The sequence below is a fragment of the Kitasatospora sp. NPDC086801 genome (assembly GCF_044745805.1).
Lineage (GTDB): Bacteria > Actinomycetota > Actinomycetes > Streptomycetales > Streptomycetaceae > Kitasatospora.
In genome coordinates this window covers 29,726-47,506 of the sequence record NZ_JBIVAX010000008.1, presented here as the reverse complement: position 1 = coordinate 47,506, position 17,781 = coordinate 29,726, and the positions used below count along the sequence as shown (strand labels likewise).

Sequence of the window (17,781 nt, the reverse complement as noted above, 5' to 3'; positions counted from 1 at the left end):
CGGAGGGAAAGGTCAGATCGCCGCGGCCAGTTCGGTGCCCTGCTTGATGGCCCGCTTGGCGTCGAGTTCGGCGGCGGCGTCGGCGCCGCCGATCAGGTGGGCCTCCAGGCCGCGCTCGCGCAGCGCCTCGTACAGGTCGCGGCGCGGCTCCTGGCCGGTGCAGAGCACCACGGTGTCCACGGGCAGCAGTTGGCGCTCGCCGTCGACGGTGAAGTGCAGGCCGGCGTCGTCGATCAGGTCGTAGGTCGCCCCGGCGACCATGGTGACGCCGCGGTGCCGGAGTTCGGTGCGGTGGATCCAGCCGGTGGTCCTGCCGAGCCCGGCGCCGACCTTGCCGGTCTTGCGCTGGAGCAGGTGGACGGCCCGGGGCGGTACGGGCCGCTCGGGGCGGCGCAGTCCGCCGCGCTCGCGGTACTCCGGGTCGATGCCCCACTTGGCCTGGAACACGGGCGGGTTGAGGCTGGCCGCGTCGCCCTGGTCGGTGAGGAAGCCGGCCACGTCGAAGCCGATGCCGCCCGCGCCGAGGATGGCGACCCGCTCGCCGACGGGGGCGCCGTCGCGCAGGACGTCGAGGTAGCCGAGCACGCTGGGGTGGTCGACGCCCGGGAGGTCGGCGGGGGTTCGCGGGGTGACGCCGGTGGCGAGGACGAGTTCGTCGAAGCCTTCGGCGGCGAGCCGTTCGGCGGTGGCGGTGGTGCCGAGGCGCTGGGTGACGGCCAACTCGGCGAGCCGGGTGCGGTAGTAGCGCAGCGTCTCGTCGAACTCCTCCTTGCCGGGCACGAGCCGGGCGGTGTTCAGCTGCCCGCCGATGGCCCCGGCGGCGTCGAACAGGGTGACGTCGTGGCCGCGTTCGGCGGCGGAGACGGCGAACGCGAGTCCGGCCGGGCCGGCTCCGACGACGCCGATGCGCTTGCGCAACCTGGTGGGCGCGAGCACGAGTTCGGTCTCGTGGCAGGCGCGCGGGTTGACCAGGCAGGAGGTGATCAGACCGCTGAAGGTGTGGTCGAGGCAGGCCTGGTTGCAGCCGATGCAGGTGTTGATGGCGTCGGCGCGGTCGTCCGCCGCCTTGGCGACGAAGTCGGCGTCGGCGAGCAGCGGGCGGGCCAGCGAGACCAGGTCGGCGCAGCCCTCGGCGAGCAACTGCTCGGCGATGTCCGGGGTGTTGATGCGGTTGGTGGCGACCAGCGGGATGCCGACCGTGCCCATCACCTTCCTGGTCGCCCAGGCGAAGGCACCGCGCGGCACGGAGGTGGCGATGGTGGGGATGCGGGCCTCGTGCCAGCCGATGCCGGTGTTGATGACGGTCGCCCCGGCGGCCTCGACGGCCTGGGCCAGGCGGACGACCTCGTCGAGGGTGGAGCCGCCGGGCACCAGGTCGAGCATGGAGAGGCGGTAGACGATGATGAAGTCCTCGCCGACCCGCTCGCGGACCCGGCGGACGATCTCCACCGGGAAGCGCATCCGCCGCTCGTACGGGCCGCCCCACTCGTCCTCGCGCCGGTTGGTGGCGGCGACGACGAACTCGTTGATCAGGTAGCCCTCGGAGCCCATGATCTCGACGCCGTCGTACCCGGCGCGGCGGGCGAGTTCGGCGCAGCGGACGAAGTCCTCGATGGTCCGCTCGACCTGTTCGGCGGTGAGCTCGTGGGGGACGAGGGGGCTGATCGGGGCCTGGAGGGCGCTGGGGGCGACCAGGTCGCGGTGGTAGGCGTAGCGGCCGAAGTGCAGGATCTGCAGGGCGATCTTCCCGCCGGCGGCGTGCACGGCGTCGGTGACGACGCGGTGGCGGTCGGCTTCGGCCCCGGTGGTGAGCATCGCGCCGCCCTCCCAGGGGCGCCCGGCCTCGTTGGGGGCGATGCCGCCGGTGACGATGAGGCCGACGCCGCCGCGGGCCCGTTCGGCGTAGAAGGCGGCCATCCGCCGGTAGCCGCCGGGGGCCTCCTCCAGGCCGACGTGCATCGAGCCCATGATGACGCGGTTGGGCAGGGTGGTGAAGCCGAGGTCGAGCGGGCTGAGCAGGTGCGGGTAGCGGCTGCTGCCGGGGGTGGCGCTCATCGACGCGCTCATCGACGTCTCCTGGGGGCGGCGGGGTGTCGGTGTTACCGCAGAGTAGGGGACGGGGTCGGGATGTGCAACTAGTTGCATAAGGAGGCCGGGGTGATGGCCCGCGCTCCGCCGTTCCCGCCAACTCCCCCGCATGATCCGCGTATTGTCAGATTGGCATTGTGAACAGCTGGGAGAGGACCGCCATGCGGGGTAGCTCGATAGCCGTGATCGGCGGCAGCATCGCCGGAAGCGCCTTCGCCGGGGCCGCCGCCCGGCTGGGAGCCGACCGGATCGTGGTCCTGGAACGCAGCGAGGGCCAGCTGGAGGACCGCGGCGTCGGGATCTGCATCAACGACGACCGCTTCGACGAACTGGTCCACGCCGGCCACCTCCACGACGGCGTCCGCCGCCACCGCCTCACCGTCCGCCGCTGGGTCACCCGGGAGACGGCCGCGGACGGCGGCGGCGACGGACCGGACGGGCGCGGGCGGGTGCTCTGGAACCAGCCGATGCCGTTCCACTCCCACCACTGGGCCGTCCTCTGGCAGGCCCTGCGCGAACGCGCCCCCGACCGGATCGAGTTCCGGCAGGGCCACACCGTCACCGCGGCCGACGGCGACCAGGACGGCGCCTGGACGACGGCCGCCGACGGCACCCGCGAACCGCACGACCTGGTGATCGGCGCCGACGGCTACCGCTCCGTGGTCCGCGCCGCCGTCTGCCCGCAGGCCCGGCCCGAATACGCCGGGTACGTGTGCTGGCGCGGCAGCTACGACGACGCCCTGCTCGCGGAGCTGCCCGGCGGGGCCGCGGCCTGGCCGGAGGACGAGTGCGCCACCGTCTGCTACCCCGGCGGCCAGGTCGTGATCTACCGCATCCCCGGGCTCGCCCCCGGCAGCACCCAGGTGAACTGGGTCTTCTACGCGCCCACCCCCGCCTGGCTGCGCCTCGACGGCCCCACCAGCATCCCGGCGGGCGCCCTCACCGACGAGCGGCTGGACGAGCTGCGGCAGCTCGCCGAACGGCACCTGCCGCCGTACTGGGCCGCCCTGGTCACCGTCACCCCGCGCGACCGGACCTTCCTCCAGCCCGTCTACGACCTGGAGACCCCGCGCCGTACGGCCGGCCGGCTGCTCCTCGGCGGGGACGCGGCCACCGTCGTGCGCCCGCACAACACCAGCGGCGCGGTGAAGGCCCTGCAGGACGCCCACGCCTTCGAACAGGCCGGGCGGGCCGCGGCGGCGAGCGGCCGGTCCTGGCCGGCCCTGCTGGCCGCGTACGACCGCGAACGGGGCGCGGTCGGGCGGGAGCTGGTGGAACTGGGCCGACGGCTCGGCCGGGAGCAGGTCGCCGCCGCACCGGACTGGTCGACCATGGACGCACCGGGGATGGACGCCTGGTGGCGCCGCCAGCTCACCGGCAGCGGGGGTTTCGGCGGCCACGCCCTCGGGCGTCCCGAGTGAGCGCCGACCCGGCCCCGGCCCTGGAGACGGAGTCGGCCCCGGACCCGGAGCGCCGGATCCGGGGCCACCGAAACCCCGTCAGATCACCTGAGGGGATCAGACGTTGACGCCGTAGTCGGTCGCGATGCCGCGCAGGCCGGAGGCGTAACCCTGCCCTATCGCACGGAACTTCCACTCCGCGCCGTTGCGGTACAGCTCGCCGAAGACCATCGCGGTCTCGGTGGACGCGTCCTCGCTGAGGTCGTAGCGGGCGATCTCCTGGCCGTTGGCCTGGTTCAGGACCCGGATGAACGCGTTGCGGACCTGCCCGAAGTTCTGCAGCCGGGCATCGGCGTCGTAGATCGACACCGGGAAGACCACCTTCGCCACATCGGCCGGCACCCGCGCCAGGTCGACCTTGATCTGCTCGTCGTCGCCGTCGCCGCCACCGGTCAGGTTGTCGCCGCTGTGCTCGACCGAGCCGTCGGGGCTGCGCAGGTTGTTGAAGAAGACGAAGTGCTGGTCCGAGACCACCTTGCCGAGCGCGTTGCACAGCAGCGCGCTGGCGTCCAGGTCGTAGTCGGCACCAGTGGTGGTGCGGACGTCCCAGCCGAGACCCACGATCACGGCGCTCAGACCGGGCGCCTCCTTGCTCAGCGAGACGTTGCCGCCCTTGGCCAGCGAAACTCCCACAATGCCCTCCTCGATCTCTCCCTGCGGACGAATCTACAACACTGTAGAGATCACGGGAATCCACCTGCGGTCGGGCCCCACCCCCGGGATTTCTCAGGGGCTCCACCGGGAACCACCCGCCACCTTGGCCCACGTCTCCCTCGCGCCCGACCACCGTGGCCGCCGGGGCGCCGCGGCCGGGCGGCCGCCCTACACTGGCCGTGGATCCCCTGGTCCGCCCCGACCAGTGGCCCCCGCGCGGGAGGTCCCCATGCGCCAGCGGTACAGCTTCCACTTCGACCAGGCCGGACACTCGGTCACCGTCAACGTCCGCTCCGGCTGGATCACCGAGACCGAGTTGCTGGTGGACGGCAAGGAATGTGCCTTCCACCGCGTCCACGGGCACGGCGGCTACCCGCTGACGCTCGCCGCCCAGCTCGCCGAGGAGCCGCCGCTGCCGCTCTCGGTGCGGCTGGACCGCACGGGCGCGGCCGAGCACCCGTACTCCTGCGTCCTGGAGGTCGCGGGAGCCGAGCACCCGATGCCGGAGCGCGCGGCGCGCTGAGTCCTACGCGGGGAGTCCTGCGCCGGGAGTCCTCCGCTGGGAGTCCTGCGCTGGTTACAGGCGCTCCGACACGATCTCCTCGACCGCCTTCCGGGCCCGCTCGGCGTCGTCGGCGACCAGGCCGATCCTGGTCCGGCGGTCGAGTACGTCCGCGACGTCCAGCGCGCCCTCGTGCGTGACGGCGTAGGCGACCTCGGCGCGCGTCACGTCCAGGCCCTCGGCGATCCGCCCCGGGTCACCGGCCGCCAGCACCTCCCAGGCCGCGCCGCCGTGCCGGGCGAGCAGCGAGCCGGGCGCGGCGCCCGCCGGGAGCGGGCGGCTGTCCCGGTGGGCCGGGGCGCCGACCAGCGGCAGGCGGGCCGTCCAGCAGGCCCGGGCCGGCAGGCCGCGCAGCCGGACGGCGGCGTCCACCGCGTCCTCGGCCATCCGCCGGTAGGTGGTGAGCTTGCCGCCGACCACCGTGACCAGCCCGGACGGCGACTCCAGCACCGCGTGCTCCCGGGAGATGTCGGCGGTGCTGCCGCCCCCAGTGTCGATCAGCGGCCGCAGCCCCGCGTACGCGCCGCGCACGTCCGCCCTGGTCAGCGCGGTGCTCAGCGCGGCGTTGACGGTGTCGAGCAGGAAGGCGAGCTCCCCCTCGGTGGGCTGCGGCTCGTCCGGGACCGGGCCGGGCGCGTCCTCGTCGGTCAGCCCGATCGCCACCCGGCCGAGTTGCTGGGGCAGCGCGAAGACGAAGCGGCTGGTCGAACCGGGCACCGGCACGGTGAGCGCCGCGGTCGGGTGGCCGAGCGCTGCGGCGTCCACCAGGAGGTGGGTGCCCCGGCTGGGGCGCAGGCTGATCGACGGGTCCACCTCGCCCGCCCAGACGCCGGTGGCGTTGATCACCGCGCCGGCCTCGACGGTCAGCGACCGCCCGGTGACGGTGTCGGTGAGCCGGGCGGAGGTGCCGGTCACGGACTCCGCGCGCACCCGGGTCAGCACGGTGGCGCCGTACTGTGCGGCGGTCCGCGCCAGCGCCACCACCAGCCGTGCGTCGTCCACGAGTTGGCCGTCGTGCGCGACCAGCGCGCCGGACAGCCCGGCGGTCCGCACGCCCGGCACCAGCCGGCGCGTCCGGGCGGCGTCGATCCGGCGCACCCGGGGCAGCAGCGCGCCCGGCGTCCCGGCGCTGAGCCGCAGCGCATCCCCGGCGTGGAAGCCCACCCGGATCAGCGAGGCCTGCCCGGGGCGCAGCAACCCCGGGAGCAGCGGCACCAGTTGGGGCAGCGCGCGGATCAGGTGCGGGGCGGTGCGGGTCATCAGCACGCCGCGCTCGATCGCGCTCTCCCGGGCCACCCCGATCCGCCCGGACGCGAGGTAGCGCAGGCCGCCGTGCACCAGCTTGGAGCTCCAGCGGCTGGTGCCGAAGGCCAGGTCGCGGGACTCGACCAGCACCGTGCGCAGGCCGCGCGAGGCGGCGTCCAGGGCCACTCCGGCACCGGTGACGCCGCCGCCGATCACCAGCAGGTCGACGCGCGGGCGGTCCCCCAGCGCTTCGAGTTCCACCCGGCGCCGGCCGGCGTCGAGTCGACTGGAGCCGGCGAAGGGAGCGGAGGAGGCGGCGGAGCGACCGGCCGGCGTCGAGGTCATGGCGCGAGGTATCCGTTCAGTGCTCTGGTCAGTTCGCGCCGCCAGGCGGCCTCCGGCAGCAGGGAGGCGACCATGCGGTGCGACTGGACGGTGGACTGGGCGATCAGCAGGACCATGGCGGCCAGTTCGACCGGCTCGCCGGCCCGGATCGAGCCGTGGGCCTGCCCCTGCTCGATGCCGGCCCGAAGTGCCTCCAGCAGGCCTCGCTGGCTGGTGCCGAGGCGCTCGACGACGTACTCCAGCAGCAGGTCGGAGTCGGCGGAGCGCAGCAGCGCGCCGAGCACCGGGTGGTCCCGCAGCCGGACGGCCACCTCGACGACCCCGTCGACGAAGGCCTCCCGGCCGATCGGGGCCCCGTCGCCGCCGAGCGTCAGGGCGACGCCCTCCCGGGTGGCCCGGATCTCCCGGGTGAGCAGGGCGCCGATCACCGCCCGGACGTCCGGCCAGCGCCGGTAGACGGTCGGCCGGCTGACCCCGGCGCGGCGGGCGATCTCCGCCAACTGCGTTCGGCGCACGCCGAGATGGACGATCAGGTCGGCGGCGGCGTCCAGGATCGCGTCGTCGGTGCTGCGGGGCTGCTCGGCGGCGTGCAGCCCGGCCGGGGGCTCGGCTGGCGGCCCTGCTGCGGGCTCGACCGGAGGCTCGACTGGGGGCTCGGCGTTACTACTTGACATGATGTGTGAAACTGTAACGCATGGCACCTGAGACGCAAGCGGGAGCGGCCGGCGCCGCGCTGCCGCTCCCCCCGATGAAGTGGGACGCCTGGGGCGACCCGGCCCTCGCCAAGGACCTGTCCGCGGACATCAAGGGACTGCTCGCCGCCGCCCTCGGCGTCACCGGCGACGCCACCCCCGGACCGGCCGCCGACGAAGTCCTCCTGCACCCCTCGCGGATCACCGCCGACGACCTCAAGGCCCTCGCCGCCGCCGTCGGCGAGACCAACGTCAGCGCCGCCGACGCCGACCGGCTCCCCCGCGCCGGCGGCAAGTCCACCCCCGACCTGCTGCGCCGCCGCAGCCGCGCCCCCCAGGACGCGCCCGACGCCGTCGTGCTGCCCGGCGACGAGCAGGAGATCGCCGCCGTCCTCGCGCTCTGCGCCGAACGCCGCATCGCCGTCGTCCCGTTCGGCGGCGGCACCAGCGTCGTCGGCGGCCTCGACCCCGAACGCGGCGACCTCACCGCCGTGATCTCGCTCGACCTGCGCCGCCTCGACCGGCTCCACGAGCTCGACGAGACCTCCGGCGAAGCCGTCCTCGGCGCCGGCCTCACCGGCCCCGCCGCGGAAGCCCTGCTCGCCGAACGCGGCTACGAACTCGGCCACTACCCGCAGAGCTTCCGCTACGCCACCCTCGGCGGCTTCGCCGCCACCCGCTCCTCCGGCCAGGACTCCGCCGGCCACGGGCGCTTCGACGAGATGGTCCGCGGCCTGCGCGTCGTCACCCCCGTCGGCGTGCTCGACCTCGGCCGCGCCCCCGCCTCCGCCGCCGGCCCCGACCTGCGCGAACTCTTCCTCGGCTCCGAAGGCACCCTCGGCGTCATCACCGCCGTCCGGCTCCGTGTCCACCCGCTGCCCGCCGTCAAGGCCCACGAGGCGTGGAGCCTGCCCGACTTCGCCACCGGCAGCGCCGCCCTGCGCGCCGTCGAGCAGGCCGGCACCGGCGCCACCGTCATCCGGCTCTCCGACGAGGCCGAGACCATGGTCAACCTCGCCATGACCGAACAGATCGGCGGCGCCCCCGCCGTCACCGGCTGCCTCGCCGTCACCGTCTTCGAGGGCACCGCCGAACAGGTCGCCACCCGCCACCGGCTCACCCGCGACACCCTGCTCGCCGCCGGCGCCACCTCCCTCGGCGAAGCCCCCGCCCGGGCCTGGGAACACGGCCGCTTCAACGCCCCCTACCTGCGGGACTCCCTGCTCAGCGCCGGCGCCCTCTGCGAAACCCTGGAGACCGCGGCCAGTTGGAGCCGGCTGCCCTCCCTGCGGACGGCCGTCACCGAGGCCCTCACCACCGCCCTGCCCGGCGCCCTCGTCCTCTGCCACATCTCGCACGTCTACCCGACCGGCGCCTCGCTCTACTTCACCGTCGTCGCCGCCCTCGGCGAGGACCCGCTCACCCGGTGGGCCGCCGCCAAGCGCGCCGCCGGAGACGCCATCGTCGCCGCCGGCGCCACCATCACCCACCACCACGCCGTCGGCGCCGACCACCGGCCCTGGATGACCGACGAGATCGGCGAGTTGGGCGTGCGCATCCTGCGCGCCGTCAAGGCCGAACTCGACCCGGCGGGCATCCTCAACCCCGGCAAGCTGATCCCGTGAGCGGCGGCCCGCGAGCCATCAGGCGAGTGGCCGTCCTCAGCAACCCGGCGGCGGGCGCCGGCCACGCCGCACCCGCCGCCCACCGGGCCGTCGCCCGCCTGCGCGCCCTCGGCCTCCACGTCGAGCGGCACGCCGGCCGCGACCCCGAGGACGCCGTCCGCCTCGCCCGGCAGGCCGTCGCGGACGGCGTCGACGCGGTCGTGGCCGTCGGCGGCGACGGCATGGTCAACCTCGCCCTCCAGGCCGTCGCCGGCACCGCCGTCCCGCTCGGCGTGATACCCGCCGGCACCGGCAACGACCACGCCCGCGCCTACGGCCTCCCGCGCGACACCCCCGAAGCCGCCGCCGACGTCGTCGCCGCCGGACGCACCAGGACCGTCGACCTCGGCCGGGTCACCGCCGCCGACGGCACCACCCGCTGGTACGGCTCCGTCCTCGCCACCGGCTTCGACTCCCTGGTCAGCGACCGCGCCAACCGCCTGCGGTGGCCCCGCGGCCGGATGCGCTACAACCTGGCCATCCTCGCCGAGTTCGCCAACCTGCGCCCGCTGCCCTTCCGCATCACCCTCGCCGACGGCACCGTCATCGAACGCGACCTCACCCTGGCCGCCGTCGGCAACACCAGCAGCTACGGCGGCGGCATGCTCATCTGCCCCGCCGCACTCCCCGACGACGGCCTCCTCGACCTCACCCTCGTCGCCGCGATGCCCCGCTTACGCATCGCCCGCTTCTTCCCCACCCTCTTCAAGGGCACCCACACCACCCACCCCGAAGTCACCACCCACCGCACCGAATCCCTGCGGATCGACTCCCCCACCATCACCGCCTACGCCGACGGCGAGTTCATCGCCCCCCTCCCCGTCGACGTGACGATCGCCCCCGCCGCCCTGCACCTCCTGGTGCCGTAACCCGCCCCAGCCCCGGGAGCCCGCCGGCTCACCCGGCCAGGCGGCGACGCCAGAGGAGGGGGCGGATCTCCATCGCGTGGGAGGGATCGGCGTTCCAGAGTGCGGGCAGGCCGGCGTCGGTGAGGGCGGCGGCCACCTCGTGGCCGATGGCGGTGGTGGTCAGCGGGGAGGCGTCGAAGCCGCCGTAGCGGAGGGCGAGGCCGTGGCCGGCGGCGGCGGAGTCGGTGGCCTGGGTGTGGAAGTAGACGTAGCCGCGGGCGTCCGGCGCCCCGGCGGCGGCGATCTCGGCGTCGCCGCAGGAGCCGCAGCAGGCGAAGTGCTCCCGGGCGGTGATGCCGCCCTCCTCCAGGGTGGCGAAGGCCCGGGTGAGGCGTTCCGGGTCGGTCTCGCCGATCCAACCGGTCTGCTCGCCGACGCGCTCCAGCCAGAGCCGGTCGGCCAGTTGCTCGGCCTGGTCGCGGGAGAGCGGGCGGTGGCCGCCGGAGACCAGGTGGTCCTCGGCGAGTTCGGCGAGCTCGGCGCGGGTGGTGTAGCCGCCGGCCAGGGTGAGGCGCAGCCGGTCGTGCAACCGGCACAGGTCGTCGGCGGGCAGGTCGAGCGGCGGGGCGGGCTCGGGCCGCGGGCCCAGGTCGAGCGGCTGCCAGTCCAGGCCGTCGCCCCAGCCCGGCTCGCGCCGCGCCCAGCCCGTCATCGCGGCGATGACCGCGTCGGGCCCGTCGGTCCGCACCTCGAAGTGCCGGGCGGCGGAGCCGTCGCGGTGTTCGAGCGTGTAGTCGCCGCCTTCGGCGTGCCACACCTGGATGAAGACGTCCGGCAGGTCCGGTATCCGCTGGGCGACCAGGAAGCGGTCGCCCTGCGCACCGATCCGCCGCACCAACCGCGCCAACTCGCCCGCCTCCACCCGAAGGTGGCGCGTGCCGTCGTTCTCCTGCACCCCGATCGCCAGCATGTGGATCACCCAACCACACGCCACTGACAACGGCGCCGGGCCCGGAGCCGCCCGGCCTCAGCCCACCCGACCCCGGCCGGCCCGGCCTCAGTCCGTCTGCTCGCGGTGGAGGCGGAACAGCACGTTGGGGCGCAGCGGGCCCTCGGGGGCGGTCGGGTCCTCGAAGTCGTCGGCGGGGTCGGACGTCATGCCGAGGCGGCGCATGACGGCCTGGGAGCGGTGGTTGGTCGCGGTGGTGACGGCGAGGATCTCGGGGAGGCGGAGGGTGTCGAAGCCGTGGGCGAGGACGGCGCGGGCCGCCTCGGTGGCGTAGCCGCGGCCCCAGGCGGCGCGGGCGAGGCGCCAGCCGATCTCGACGCCGGTGAAGGGCAGGCCCTCGTCGACCTCGTCGAGGCCGGCGAAGCCGACGAACTCGCCGGTGGCGCGCACCTCGACGGCCAGCCAGCCGTACCCGCGCACCGCGGCCTCGGCCTCGAAGCGCGCCACCGAGGCATCGCTCTGCTCGCGGGTGAGGACATCCCCGAGGTGTTCGCGGACTTCGGGGTCGGCGTTCATCGCGGCCCAGGGCGCGAGGTCGGTGTCCCGCCAGGGGCGGATGAGCAGCCGGTCGGTGCGCAGTTCGGTCATGCGGGCCAGCCAACGCCGACCGCCCCCGCCGGGGCAACCCGTTTCCCGGGCCACCGGGCCACCGGGCCACCGGCCCCCTGGCCCCTGCACCCCGGGGGGCGCTCGGCGCGCGGCGCTCAGACGCCCCGGGTCGCGGTGATCCGGCCGGCGTCGATCGCGGCGACCAGTTCGGCGTGGTCGAGCGCCGTCTGGTCGGCGTACTGGACGGAGAAGTCGGCGATCGCGTCGGCGAAGGCGTCCGCGGTGCCCAGGTAGCCGGCGATGGCGAGGCGGTCGCCGGTGCGGGCGTGGGCGCGGGCGAGGGTGCGGCCGCACAGGTCGGCGTAGGCGCGCAGGCCGGACGGGGCCAGGTCGGCGACCTCGATCGAGCCCTTCATGTCGCGCAGTTGGCGGCCGTAGAAGTGGCGCCCGGCAGGGCCGGTGGTCCAGCCGAGGAAGATGTCGCTGGCGGCCTGCATGAGGTGCTGGCCGGTGACGACGCGGCGGCCGCCGTGGTGGACGGAGACCTCGGCGTCGACCCGGGTGGGCGGCAGGTGGTCCTCCAGGACGGACCGCCCGGCCTCCTTGAGCTGGAGGAACAGCGGGTCGCGGGTGTCCCGGCCCTCCAGCAGGACGATGTAGCAGCGGGTGCCGACGCTGCCGACGCCGACGACCTTCATCGCCGCGTCGACGAAGCGGTAGCGGTCGAGGAGGACGCGGCGGTCCTCGGCGAGGGTGGCCCGGTAGTCGCTGAACACCTTGCCGATGTCGCGCAGTTCGTTCGGCTTCAGCGGTTCGATGAGCGGTGGCGCGCTGATGATGCGCCGCTGCCCGTCGCGTTCCTCGGTGAGCTTGCCGAAGGCGCGCAGGCTGGTGCGGCGGCGGGCCTGGGTGAGGTCGGCCTCGGCGCGCTCGCGCTGCCGGGGTCTGCGGAACAGCGGCAGCAGGTCGCCGGTGTCGATCCGGGAGTACCAGACGTCGAGTTCGCCGAGCCCGGCGAGGTGGCGCATGGCGGTGGCGTAGCCCTGGACGGCGGTGCGGGCGGCGCGGCGGGCGCGGTCCTCGTCCTGCCCGTGGTCGCGGGCGGCGACGGCGATGCTGGCGGCGAGCCGTTTGACGTCCCATTCGAAGGGACCGGGGTGGGTCTCGTCGAAGTCGTTGACGTCGAAGAGCAGCGCGCGTTCCGGCGAGGCGAACACGCCGAAGTTCACCAGGTGGGCGTCGCCGCAGAGTTGGACGGTGAGGCCGGTGTCGGGGACGGCGCCGAGGTCGGCGGCCATGACGGCGGCGGCGCCGCGCAGGTAGGTGAAGGGGGTGTCGGCCATCCGCCCGTAGCGGATCGGCAGCAGCCGGGCGACCCGGTCCTCGCCCTGGCGCACCAGCACCTCGACCGGGTCGGGCCGGTCGGCGGCGGGGATCCACCGCCCGTGGGCGGAGCGGGAGGCGCGGTCACGGGCGGCCCGGCCGTGCCGACGGCGTTCGGCGGGGGTGGTCATGCGCGGCTCCTCGGTCGGCGGGACGGCGGACGGCAGGACAACGGACGGCGGGACAACGGACGGCGGGACGGCGGGTGCGCCTCCTCGCGACGCTAGGTCACGGGTGCCGGAGGGCGCACCGCGCAGCCTCCGGCAGTCCGCCGAACGGATGAACCCGGCTGGACCCCGGCTCACCGCACGGTGAAGTCCGCCATCATCGCCATGTCCTCGTGCTCCAGGTTGTGGCAGTGGATCATGTACGTCCCCTGGTAGTCGGTGAAGCGCACCAGGACCTCGACCGCCTCGGCCGGGCGCAGGTCGACGGTGTCCTTCCAGCCGTCGTCGTACGGGCCCGGGGCCCGGCCGTTGCGGCTGAGCACCTGGAAGTGGTTGAGGTGGACGTGGACGGGGTGGTGCAGGTCGGAGGTGAAGCGCCACAGCTCGGTGCTGCCGAGGGCGGGCCGGGCGAGGTCGCGGCCGGGCCGGTACAGGTCGCCGTTGATGGTCCAGCCGTAGCCGCCGCTGCGCCGGAAGATGAACTTGCGCTTGACGTCGACGGCGGAGGCGTCCAGTTCCTCGATCGTGGACAGCTTGGCGGGCACGGTCGAGTCGTCGCGGACCTGCTTGCCGGAGACGTCGAAGCGCATCACCTCCGCCGTGCGGCCGCGGCCGAAGCGGTTGAGCAGGCGCACCGAGGTGCCCGGGGCGTAGCGGGAGAAGTCGACGACGATGTCGAAGCGCTCGGCGGGGGCGATCTCCAGCGCGTCGTGGGTGATCGGGGCGGCGAGCAGGCCGCCGTCGGAGCCGATCTGGACGAGGGCGTCACCGCCGGAGGGCTGCGGGTCGAGTTGGAGCCGGTAGGGGCGGACGTTGGAGGCGTTGAGCAGGCGCAGCCGGTAGCGGGCGCGGTCGACGTCCAGGCGGGGCCAGGGGGCGCCGTTGACGAGGATGACGTCGCCGAGGACACCGTTCATGTAGTCGTCGGTGACGCCGGGCTCGGCGAGGGAGTCATCAATGGCGGGGTAGAGGAAGGAGCCGTCGTCGGCGAAGGCGCGGTCGGTCAGCATCAGCGGGAGGTCGCGTTCGCCGCGCGGCAGCGGCAGCGCGTTCTCCTCGTCGTCGTGGACGAGGTGGAAGCCGGCCAGGCCGCGCCAGACGCCGGGGCCGGTGAAGCCCATCCGGTGGTCGTGGTACCAGAGGGTGGCGGCGCGCTGGCGGCCCGGGTAGGTGTGGGTGCGCTCGCCGGTCTCGGTGCGCCCGGCCGTGTGCTGCATGCCGGGCATCCCGGGCATGTCCGACATCCCCCGGGCCGCGCCGGAGGAGCCGACCGGCAGCAGCAGGTCGACGGGGTAGCCGTCGCTGTCGGCCGGGGTGTGGCCGCCGTGCAGGTGGACCACGGACGGCACCGGCAGTTCGTTGCGGTGCTTGACCACCGCCGTCCGGCCGGACCGGGTGACCACCGTCGGCCCGGGGAAGGTGCCGCCGTACGTCCAGGCCTCGGTCTTGACGCCGGGCAGGATCTCCAGTGCGGCGACCCGCTGGGTGATCTCGTAGTAGTCGGCCGTCCCGTCGGTGCGCACCGGCTGGAGCACCGCGGGCACCGGCAGCGGGATCTGGAACGGCCCGGGCAGGTCGAGGTCGCTGCTGAGCAGCCGGCCGGGGTGGCCCTCGGCGAACAGCCGGGCGGCGGCGGGGACGGAGACGGCGGCCAGCGCACCCGCGCCGAGGACGGAGGCGCCGGCGCCCAGGAACCGCCGGCGGTTCACTTGGACACCTCCAGCGGCCCGCCGGGGCGCGGCAGGCGTCCGCTGCCGTCCGGCTCGGGCAGGCTGTCCGCGCGGGCGGGCAGCGGCAGCCGCCAGACGCCGACCAGCCCGAACAGGACGCCGCTGACCAGCAGCACCCCGAGGGTGACGTGCGCGCTGATGGACCGCGCGTAGCCGGCGGCGATCTGGCCGATGACGGCGGCGGTCAGCCCGGTGGTCGTCCACAGCGGCCAGAGCGGGCCGCGACCGGGCCGGCGCACCAGCGCGGCCACCACCAGCTGGCAGACGACCACGGTGGCCAGCGTCATCGCGTTGCCCTCGTGGTCCTTGAGGGACTCGTAGGTGCCGTTGAGGAAGCTGCCGGCCAGCATGACCTGGAGCAGGGCCAGGAGCGCCAGGGTGGTGGCGCTGATGCGCAGCAGGATCAGCGGCCAGCGGGGCGCGGCCGCCGCGGGAGGACTGCTCATGTCGGGCTACTCTCTGCTTCGGCGGGTCGGGCGGGGCGGGCGAGAGCGTAGCTGATCCGACATCACGATCAGCTCCGATCAAGGGGTTCGGACTTTCCCCGCTACCCCATTGCGCCTACTCGGCCCGGCTTTTGTCACCCGTACGAGCGAGGCCCTGGTGCGGTCGTCCAGCGATCCTCGAGCGGGTGCCGCGGCCAGCCCGAAGGGGCCCCGTCCGGTACCGCCGGACGGGGCCCCTTCGGGCGTTCACGGGCCTCGGCTACTGCCGGGCGGCGCCCAGCGCCACCGGGCGGGTGCGCAGCAGGGCGCGGGCGGGCAGCCCGGTCGCGCCGAGGCAGAGCAGGACGGCTCCGGCGGCCAGCGGCAGGGCGAGCGCCGGCGGGACGTACGGGGAGGAGTTGGCGACGCCCCGGGCGATCGGGACGAGGGCGATCCAGGCGATCACCCCGCCGATCACCAGGCCGGTCGCGGCGACCAGCAGCGCCTCCCAGCGCAGCATGCCGCGCACCTGACGCCGGGTGGTGCCGGCCAGCCGGAGCAGCGCGACCTCGCGGCGCCGGTCGAGGACGGTCATCACCAGGGTGTTGGCGGCGGTGACGGCGGCGAACCCGCCGAGCACGCCGGCCATCACGGTGTTGGCCCAGGCGCTCAGCTCCATCATCTTGTCGGACTGGGCGACGAACCCGGCCCGGTCGGTCACGGTCGCCCCGCCGGGGCCCGCGAGGCCCGCCAGGCCGGCCGCCACCGCCGTGCGGTCGGCGCCCGGCGCGTCGGCGACCAGCACCTGGCTGTCGTACCCGGCGGTGACGTGCCCGGCGACGGCCGCCCGGGGCAGCAGCACCTGGCCGAAGCCGAGCCCGCGGTCGTAGACGGCGACCACGGCGGGCCGCACGGGGGTGCCGTCGCCGAGCCGCAGCGGCACCCGGTCACCGACCCCGACGTCCAGGGCGTCGGCCAGCGTGCGGTCCAGGGCGACGGTGTCGGCGGCGCGGCCCAGGTCGGCGAGCGAACCGCTGCGCACGCCCAGGTCGAGCACCCGGGCCAGCCGGGCCGGGTCGCCGTCGACGCCGAGCGCGGTGGCGGAGCCGAGCTGCTGGTCGTGCGTGTACACGGCGGCGGTGCGCAGCACGCCGACCGCGGCCTCCACGCCGGGCACCTTGGCAGCCCGCTCGGCGGTGCCCGCGGGCAGGCCCGGGCCGGTGGAGCCGACCACGTGGTCGGCGACGATGCCGTCCCGTACGTTCGCGCCGGTGGCGTGGCCGATGGTGCTCTGGATGAACAGCAGGGTGCCGCAGAAGGCGGTGACCAGCACGATCGGGGTGATCGCGGAGGCCAGCCGGCGGGCGTTGGCTCGGGTGTTGTCGGCGGCCAGCGAGCCGGGGGCGCCGCCGGCCCGCAGCGGGGCGCCGAACACCGCGGCGGCGACCCGCGCCACCCAGGGGCCGAGCAGGGCGACGGCCAGCATGAAGCACATGACCACGCCGAGCGCGGTGTTGGCGGCGTTCATGCCGTCCAGGGCGGCCGCGAAGGCGGCGGCCACCACGCCACCGGCGGCGAAGAGCAGCCCGATGACGGTCCGCACCTTGCCGGGGTGGCCCGGTTCGACGGCGGCCGCGCCGAGCGCCTGGCCGGGGCGCAGCTTGGCGGGGCGGCGGCCGGCCAGGAAGCCGGCGGTCAGCGCGGCGAGGGTGCAGATGAGCACGGCGGCGACCATCGGCAGCGGGCCGACGTCCAGCCGCACGCCCTGCGGCACGGCGCCGCGCGAGGTCAGTTCGTCGAACCACCAGCGGGCCAGGGCCAGTCCGGGCAGGATGCCGAGCGCCCCGGCGACCGGCGCGACCAGCATCGCCTCGGTGGCGATGGTGCGGCGGATCTGCCGCGGGGTGGCGCCGATGGCGCGCAGCAGGGCGAACTCGCGGGCGCGCTGGCCGGTGGCCAGGGCGACGGTGCTCATCACGACGAAGATCGCGGTCATGGTGGCGTAGCCGCCGAAGCTGCCGCCGAGCCCCATCAGCAGGGTGCGGGCCTCGCCGATGGCGGGCTGTTCGACGGTGCCGCGGCCGTCGCCGGTGAAGACCTTGGCGCCGGTGCCGAGGGCCTGGGCGTCGGCGGCCTTGGCGTCGGCGGCTTGGGTGCCGGCGGCCTTGGCGTCAACGGCTTGGGTGCCGGCGGCCTTGGCGTCAACGGCCTTGGTGCCGAGGGCCTGGGCGTCGAGGGCCTGGGCGTCGAGGGCCTGGCGGACCTGCGCGACCAGCGCGGCGCGGTCCACGCCCTCGCGCGGCTGGACGGCGATCGCGTCGATCCGGCCGGGGTGGCCGGAGAGGCGGTCGGCGGTGGCGTCGGCGAACCAGGCGGTGGGGCCGGCCGGCTGGGCGGCGGCCAGGCCCGAGACCCGGTAGTCGCCGGTGCCGCCGGGCGCGGTGAGGGTGAGCTTCGCTCCGGGCGCGAGGTGCGCGGCGCGCGCCGTGTCGGCGTCCAGCACCACCTCGTCGGCGCCGGGCGCACGGCCCTCGACCAGTCGGTCGGCCGGGCCGGCGATGCCGAGCGCGGCGAAGCCCCGGCCGGTCAGGACGGGGGTGCCCGCCCCGGCCGGCAGCGGGAAGGCGCTGTCCGGGCGGGCGGCCGCGACACCGGGCAGTGCGGCGATCCGGCCCACCAGGGCGGCGTCCGTCCGGGCCCGCTCGGGGGTGGTCAGCTCCCTGGTCTCGGTGTCGCTGCCGACCTTGGCGGTGATCCGCACCATCGGATCGGCCGCGACCACCACCGGGGCGCCCGCGTACCGCTGCGGTGCGACACCCGCGGTCAGGCCGGTCTGCAACAGCACGCCGCAGGCCACCACCACGGCGGCGCCCAGCAGCAGGGCGACCAGGGTGCCCGCGAAGGAGGCGGGTCGAAAGCGCACCGAGGCGCGCGCCAGTCCGTTGCTCATGCCCCGGCCC

General features: G+C 75.3%; 14 protein-coding genes. 4 read left to right on the top strand and 10 right to left on the bottom strand.

Translation table 11 applies throughout. The annotated features are described in order from the left end of the window. Positions 1–12 precede the first annotated feature (12 nt). Positions 13–2,067 (bottom strand): FAD-dependent oxidoreductase, encoded by a 2,055-nt coding sequence (locus tag ACIPLC_RS12330; RefSeq protein ID WP_400472901.1) that lies wholly within the window; start codon positions 2,065–2,067, stop codon positions 13–15. A gap of 182 nt (positions 2,068–2,249) precedes the next feature. Here ACIPLC_RS12330 and ACIPLC_RS12325 point away from each other — a divergent pair, with 182 nt between their 5' ends. Then, positions 2,250–3,509, top strand: coding sequence for an FAD-dependent monooxygenase (locus tag ACIPLC_RS12325; protein ID WP_400472900.1), 1,260 nt, complete (start codon positions 2,250–2,252; stop codon positions 3,507–3,509). Between the two features lie 96 nt (positions 3,510–3,605). Here the strand turns inward: ACIPLC_RS12325 and ACIPLC_RS12320 are convergent, their stop codons facing one another. Next, complete coding sequence (locus ACIPLC_RS12320) at positions 3,606–4,181, bottom strand: TerD family protein (RefSeq protein WP_350883073.1); 576 nt, start codon at positions 4,179–4,181, stop codon at positions 3,606–3,608. Between the two features lie 250 nt (positions 4,182–4,431). Between ACIPLC_RS12320 and ACIPLC_RS12315 the strand changes: the two genes are divergently transcribed. Further along, on the top strand, positions 4,432–4,725 hold the full coding sequence (locus tag ACIPLC_RS12315; RefSeq protein ID WP_400472899.1) for a hypothetical protein: 294 nt from the start codon (positions 4,432–4,434) through the stop codon (positions 4,723–4,725). Between the two features lie 54 nt (positions 4,726–4,779). On the opposite strand, the gene ACIPLC_RS12310 is transcribed toward ACIPLC_RS12315, so the two are convergent. Next, a complete protein-coding gene (locus ACIPLC_RS12310; RefSeq protein ID WP_400472898.1) occupies positions 4,780–6,354 on the bottom strand; it encodes a glycerol-3-phosphate dehydrogenase/oxidase in 1,575 nt (524 codons plus the stop codon). Then, complete coding sequence (locus ACIPLC_RS12305; protein WP_400472897.1) at positions 6,351–7,028, bottom strand: TetR/AcrR family transcriptional regulator; 678 nt, start codon at positions 7,026–7,028, stop codon at positions 6,351–6,353. Before ACIPLC_RS12305 ends, ACIPLC_RS12310 begins: the two co-directional genes overlap by 4 nt. Before the next feature lie 20 nt (positions 7,029–7,048). On the opposite strand from ACIPLC_RS12305, the gene ACIPLC_RS12300 reads away from it, so the two are divergent. Both ACIPLC_RS12300 and ACIPLC_RS12295 read left to right on the top strand, forming a co-directional pair. Next, positions 7,049–8,671 (top strand): FAD-binding oxidoreductase, encoded by a 1,623-nt coding sequence (locus ACIPLC_RS12300; protein WP_400472896.1) that lies wholly within the window; start codon positions 7,049–7,051, stop codon positions 8,669–8,671. Beyond that, positions 8,668–9,579: a diacylglycerol kinase gene (locus ACIPLC_RS12295; RefSeq protein ID WP_400472895.1), complete on the top strand. Its 912-nt coding sequence runs from the start codon at positions 8,668–8,670 to the stop codon at positions 9,577–9,579. The genes ACIPLC_RS12300 and ACIPLC_RS12295 overlap by 4 nt, the downstream gene beginning before the upstream one ends. Positions 9,580–9,607: 28 nt before the next feature. On the opposite strand, the gene ACIPLC_RS12290 is transcribed toward ACIPLC_RS12295, so the two are convergent. From ACIPLC_RS12290 to ACIPLC_RS12265, 6 genes are all read right to left on the bottom strand, one after another. Continuing rightward, positions 9,608–10,528, bottom strand: a complete 921-nt coding sequence (locus ACIPLC_RS12290) for a DUF6891 domain-containing protein (RefSeq protein WP_400472894.1) — start codon at positions 10,526–10,528, stop codon at positions 9,608–9,610. 87 nt (positions 10,529–10,615) lie between these two features. Further along, a complete protein-coding gene (locus ACIPLC_RS12285) occupies positions 10,616–11,155 on the bottom strand; it encodes a GNAT family N-acetyltransferase (RefSeq protein WP_400472893.1) in 540 nt (179 codons plus the stop codon). Positions 11,156–11,271: 116 nt separating this feature from the next. Next, on the bottom strand, positions 11,272–12,630 hold the full coding sequence (locus tag ACIPLC_RS12280; protein ID WP_400472892.1) for a DUF2252 domain-containing protein: 1,359 nt from the start codon (positions 12,628–12,630) through the stop codon (positions 11,272–11,274). 170 nt (positions 12,631–12,800) lie between these two features. Then, positions 12,801–14,375 carry a multicopper oxidase family protein gene (locus ACIPLC_RS12275; protein ID WP_400472891.1) on the bottom strand — a complete coding sequence of 525 codons (1,575 nt, stop codon included), beginning with the start codon at positions 14,373–14,375 and terminating at the stop codon, positions 12,801–12,803. Next, positions 14,372–14,842: a hypothetical protein gene (locus ACIPLC_RS12270; protein ID WP_400472890.1), complete on the bottom strand. Its 471-nt coding sequence runs from the start codon at positions 14,840–14,842 to the stop codon at positions 14,372–14,374. Before ACIPLC_RS12270 ends, ACIPLC_RS12275 begins: the two co-directional genes overlap by 4 nt. Before the next feature lie 259 nt (positions 14,843–15,101). After that, complete coding sequence (locus tag ACIPLC_RS12265) at positions 15,102–17,771, bottom strand: FtsX-like permease family protein (RefSeq protein ID WP_400472889.1); 2,670 nt, start codon at positions 17,769–17,771, stop codon at positions 15,102–15,104. Between the last annotated feature and the right edge of the window lie 10 nt (positions 17,772–17,781).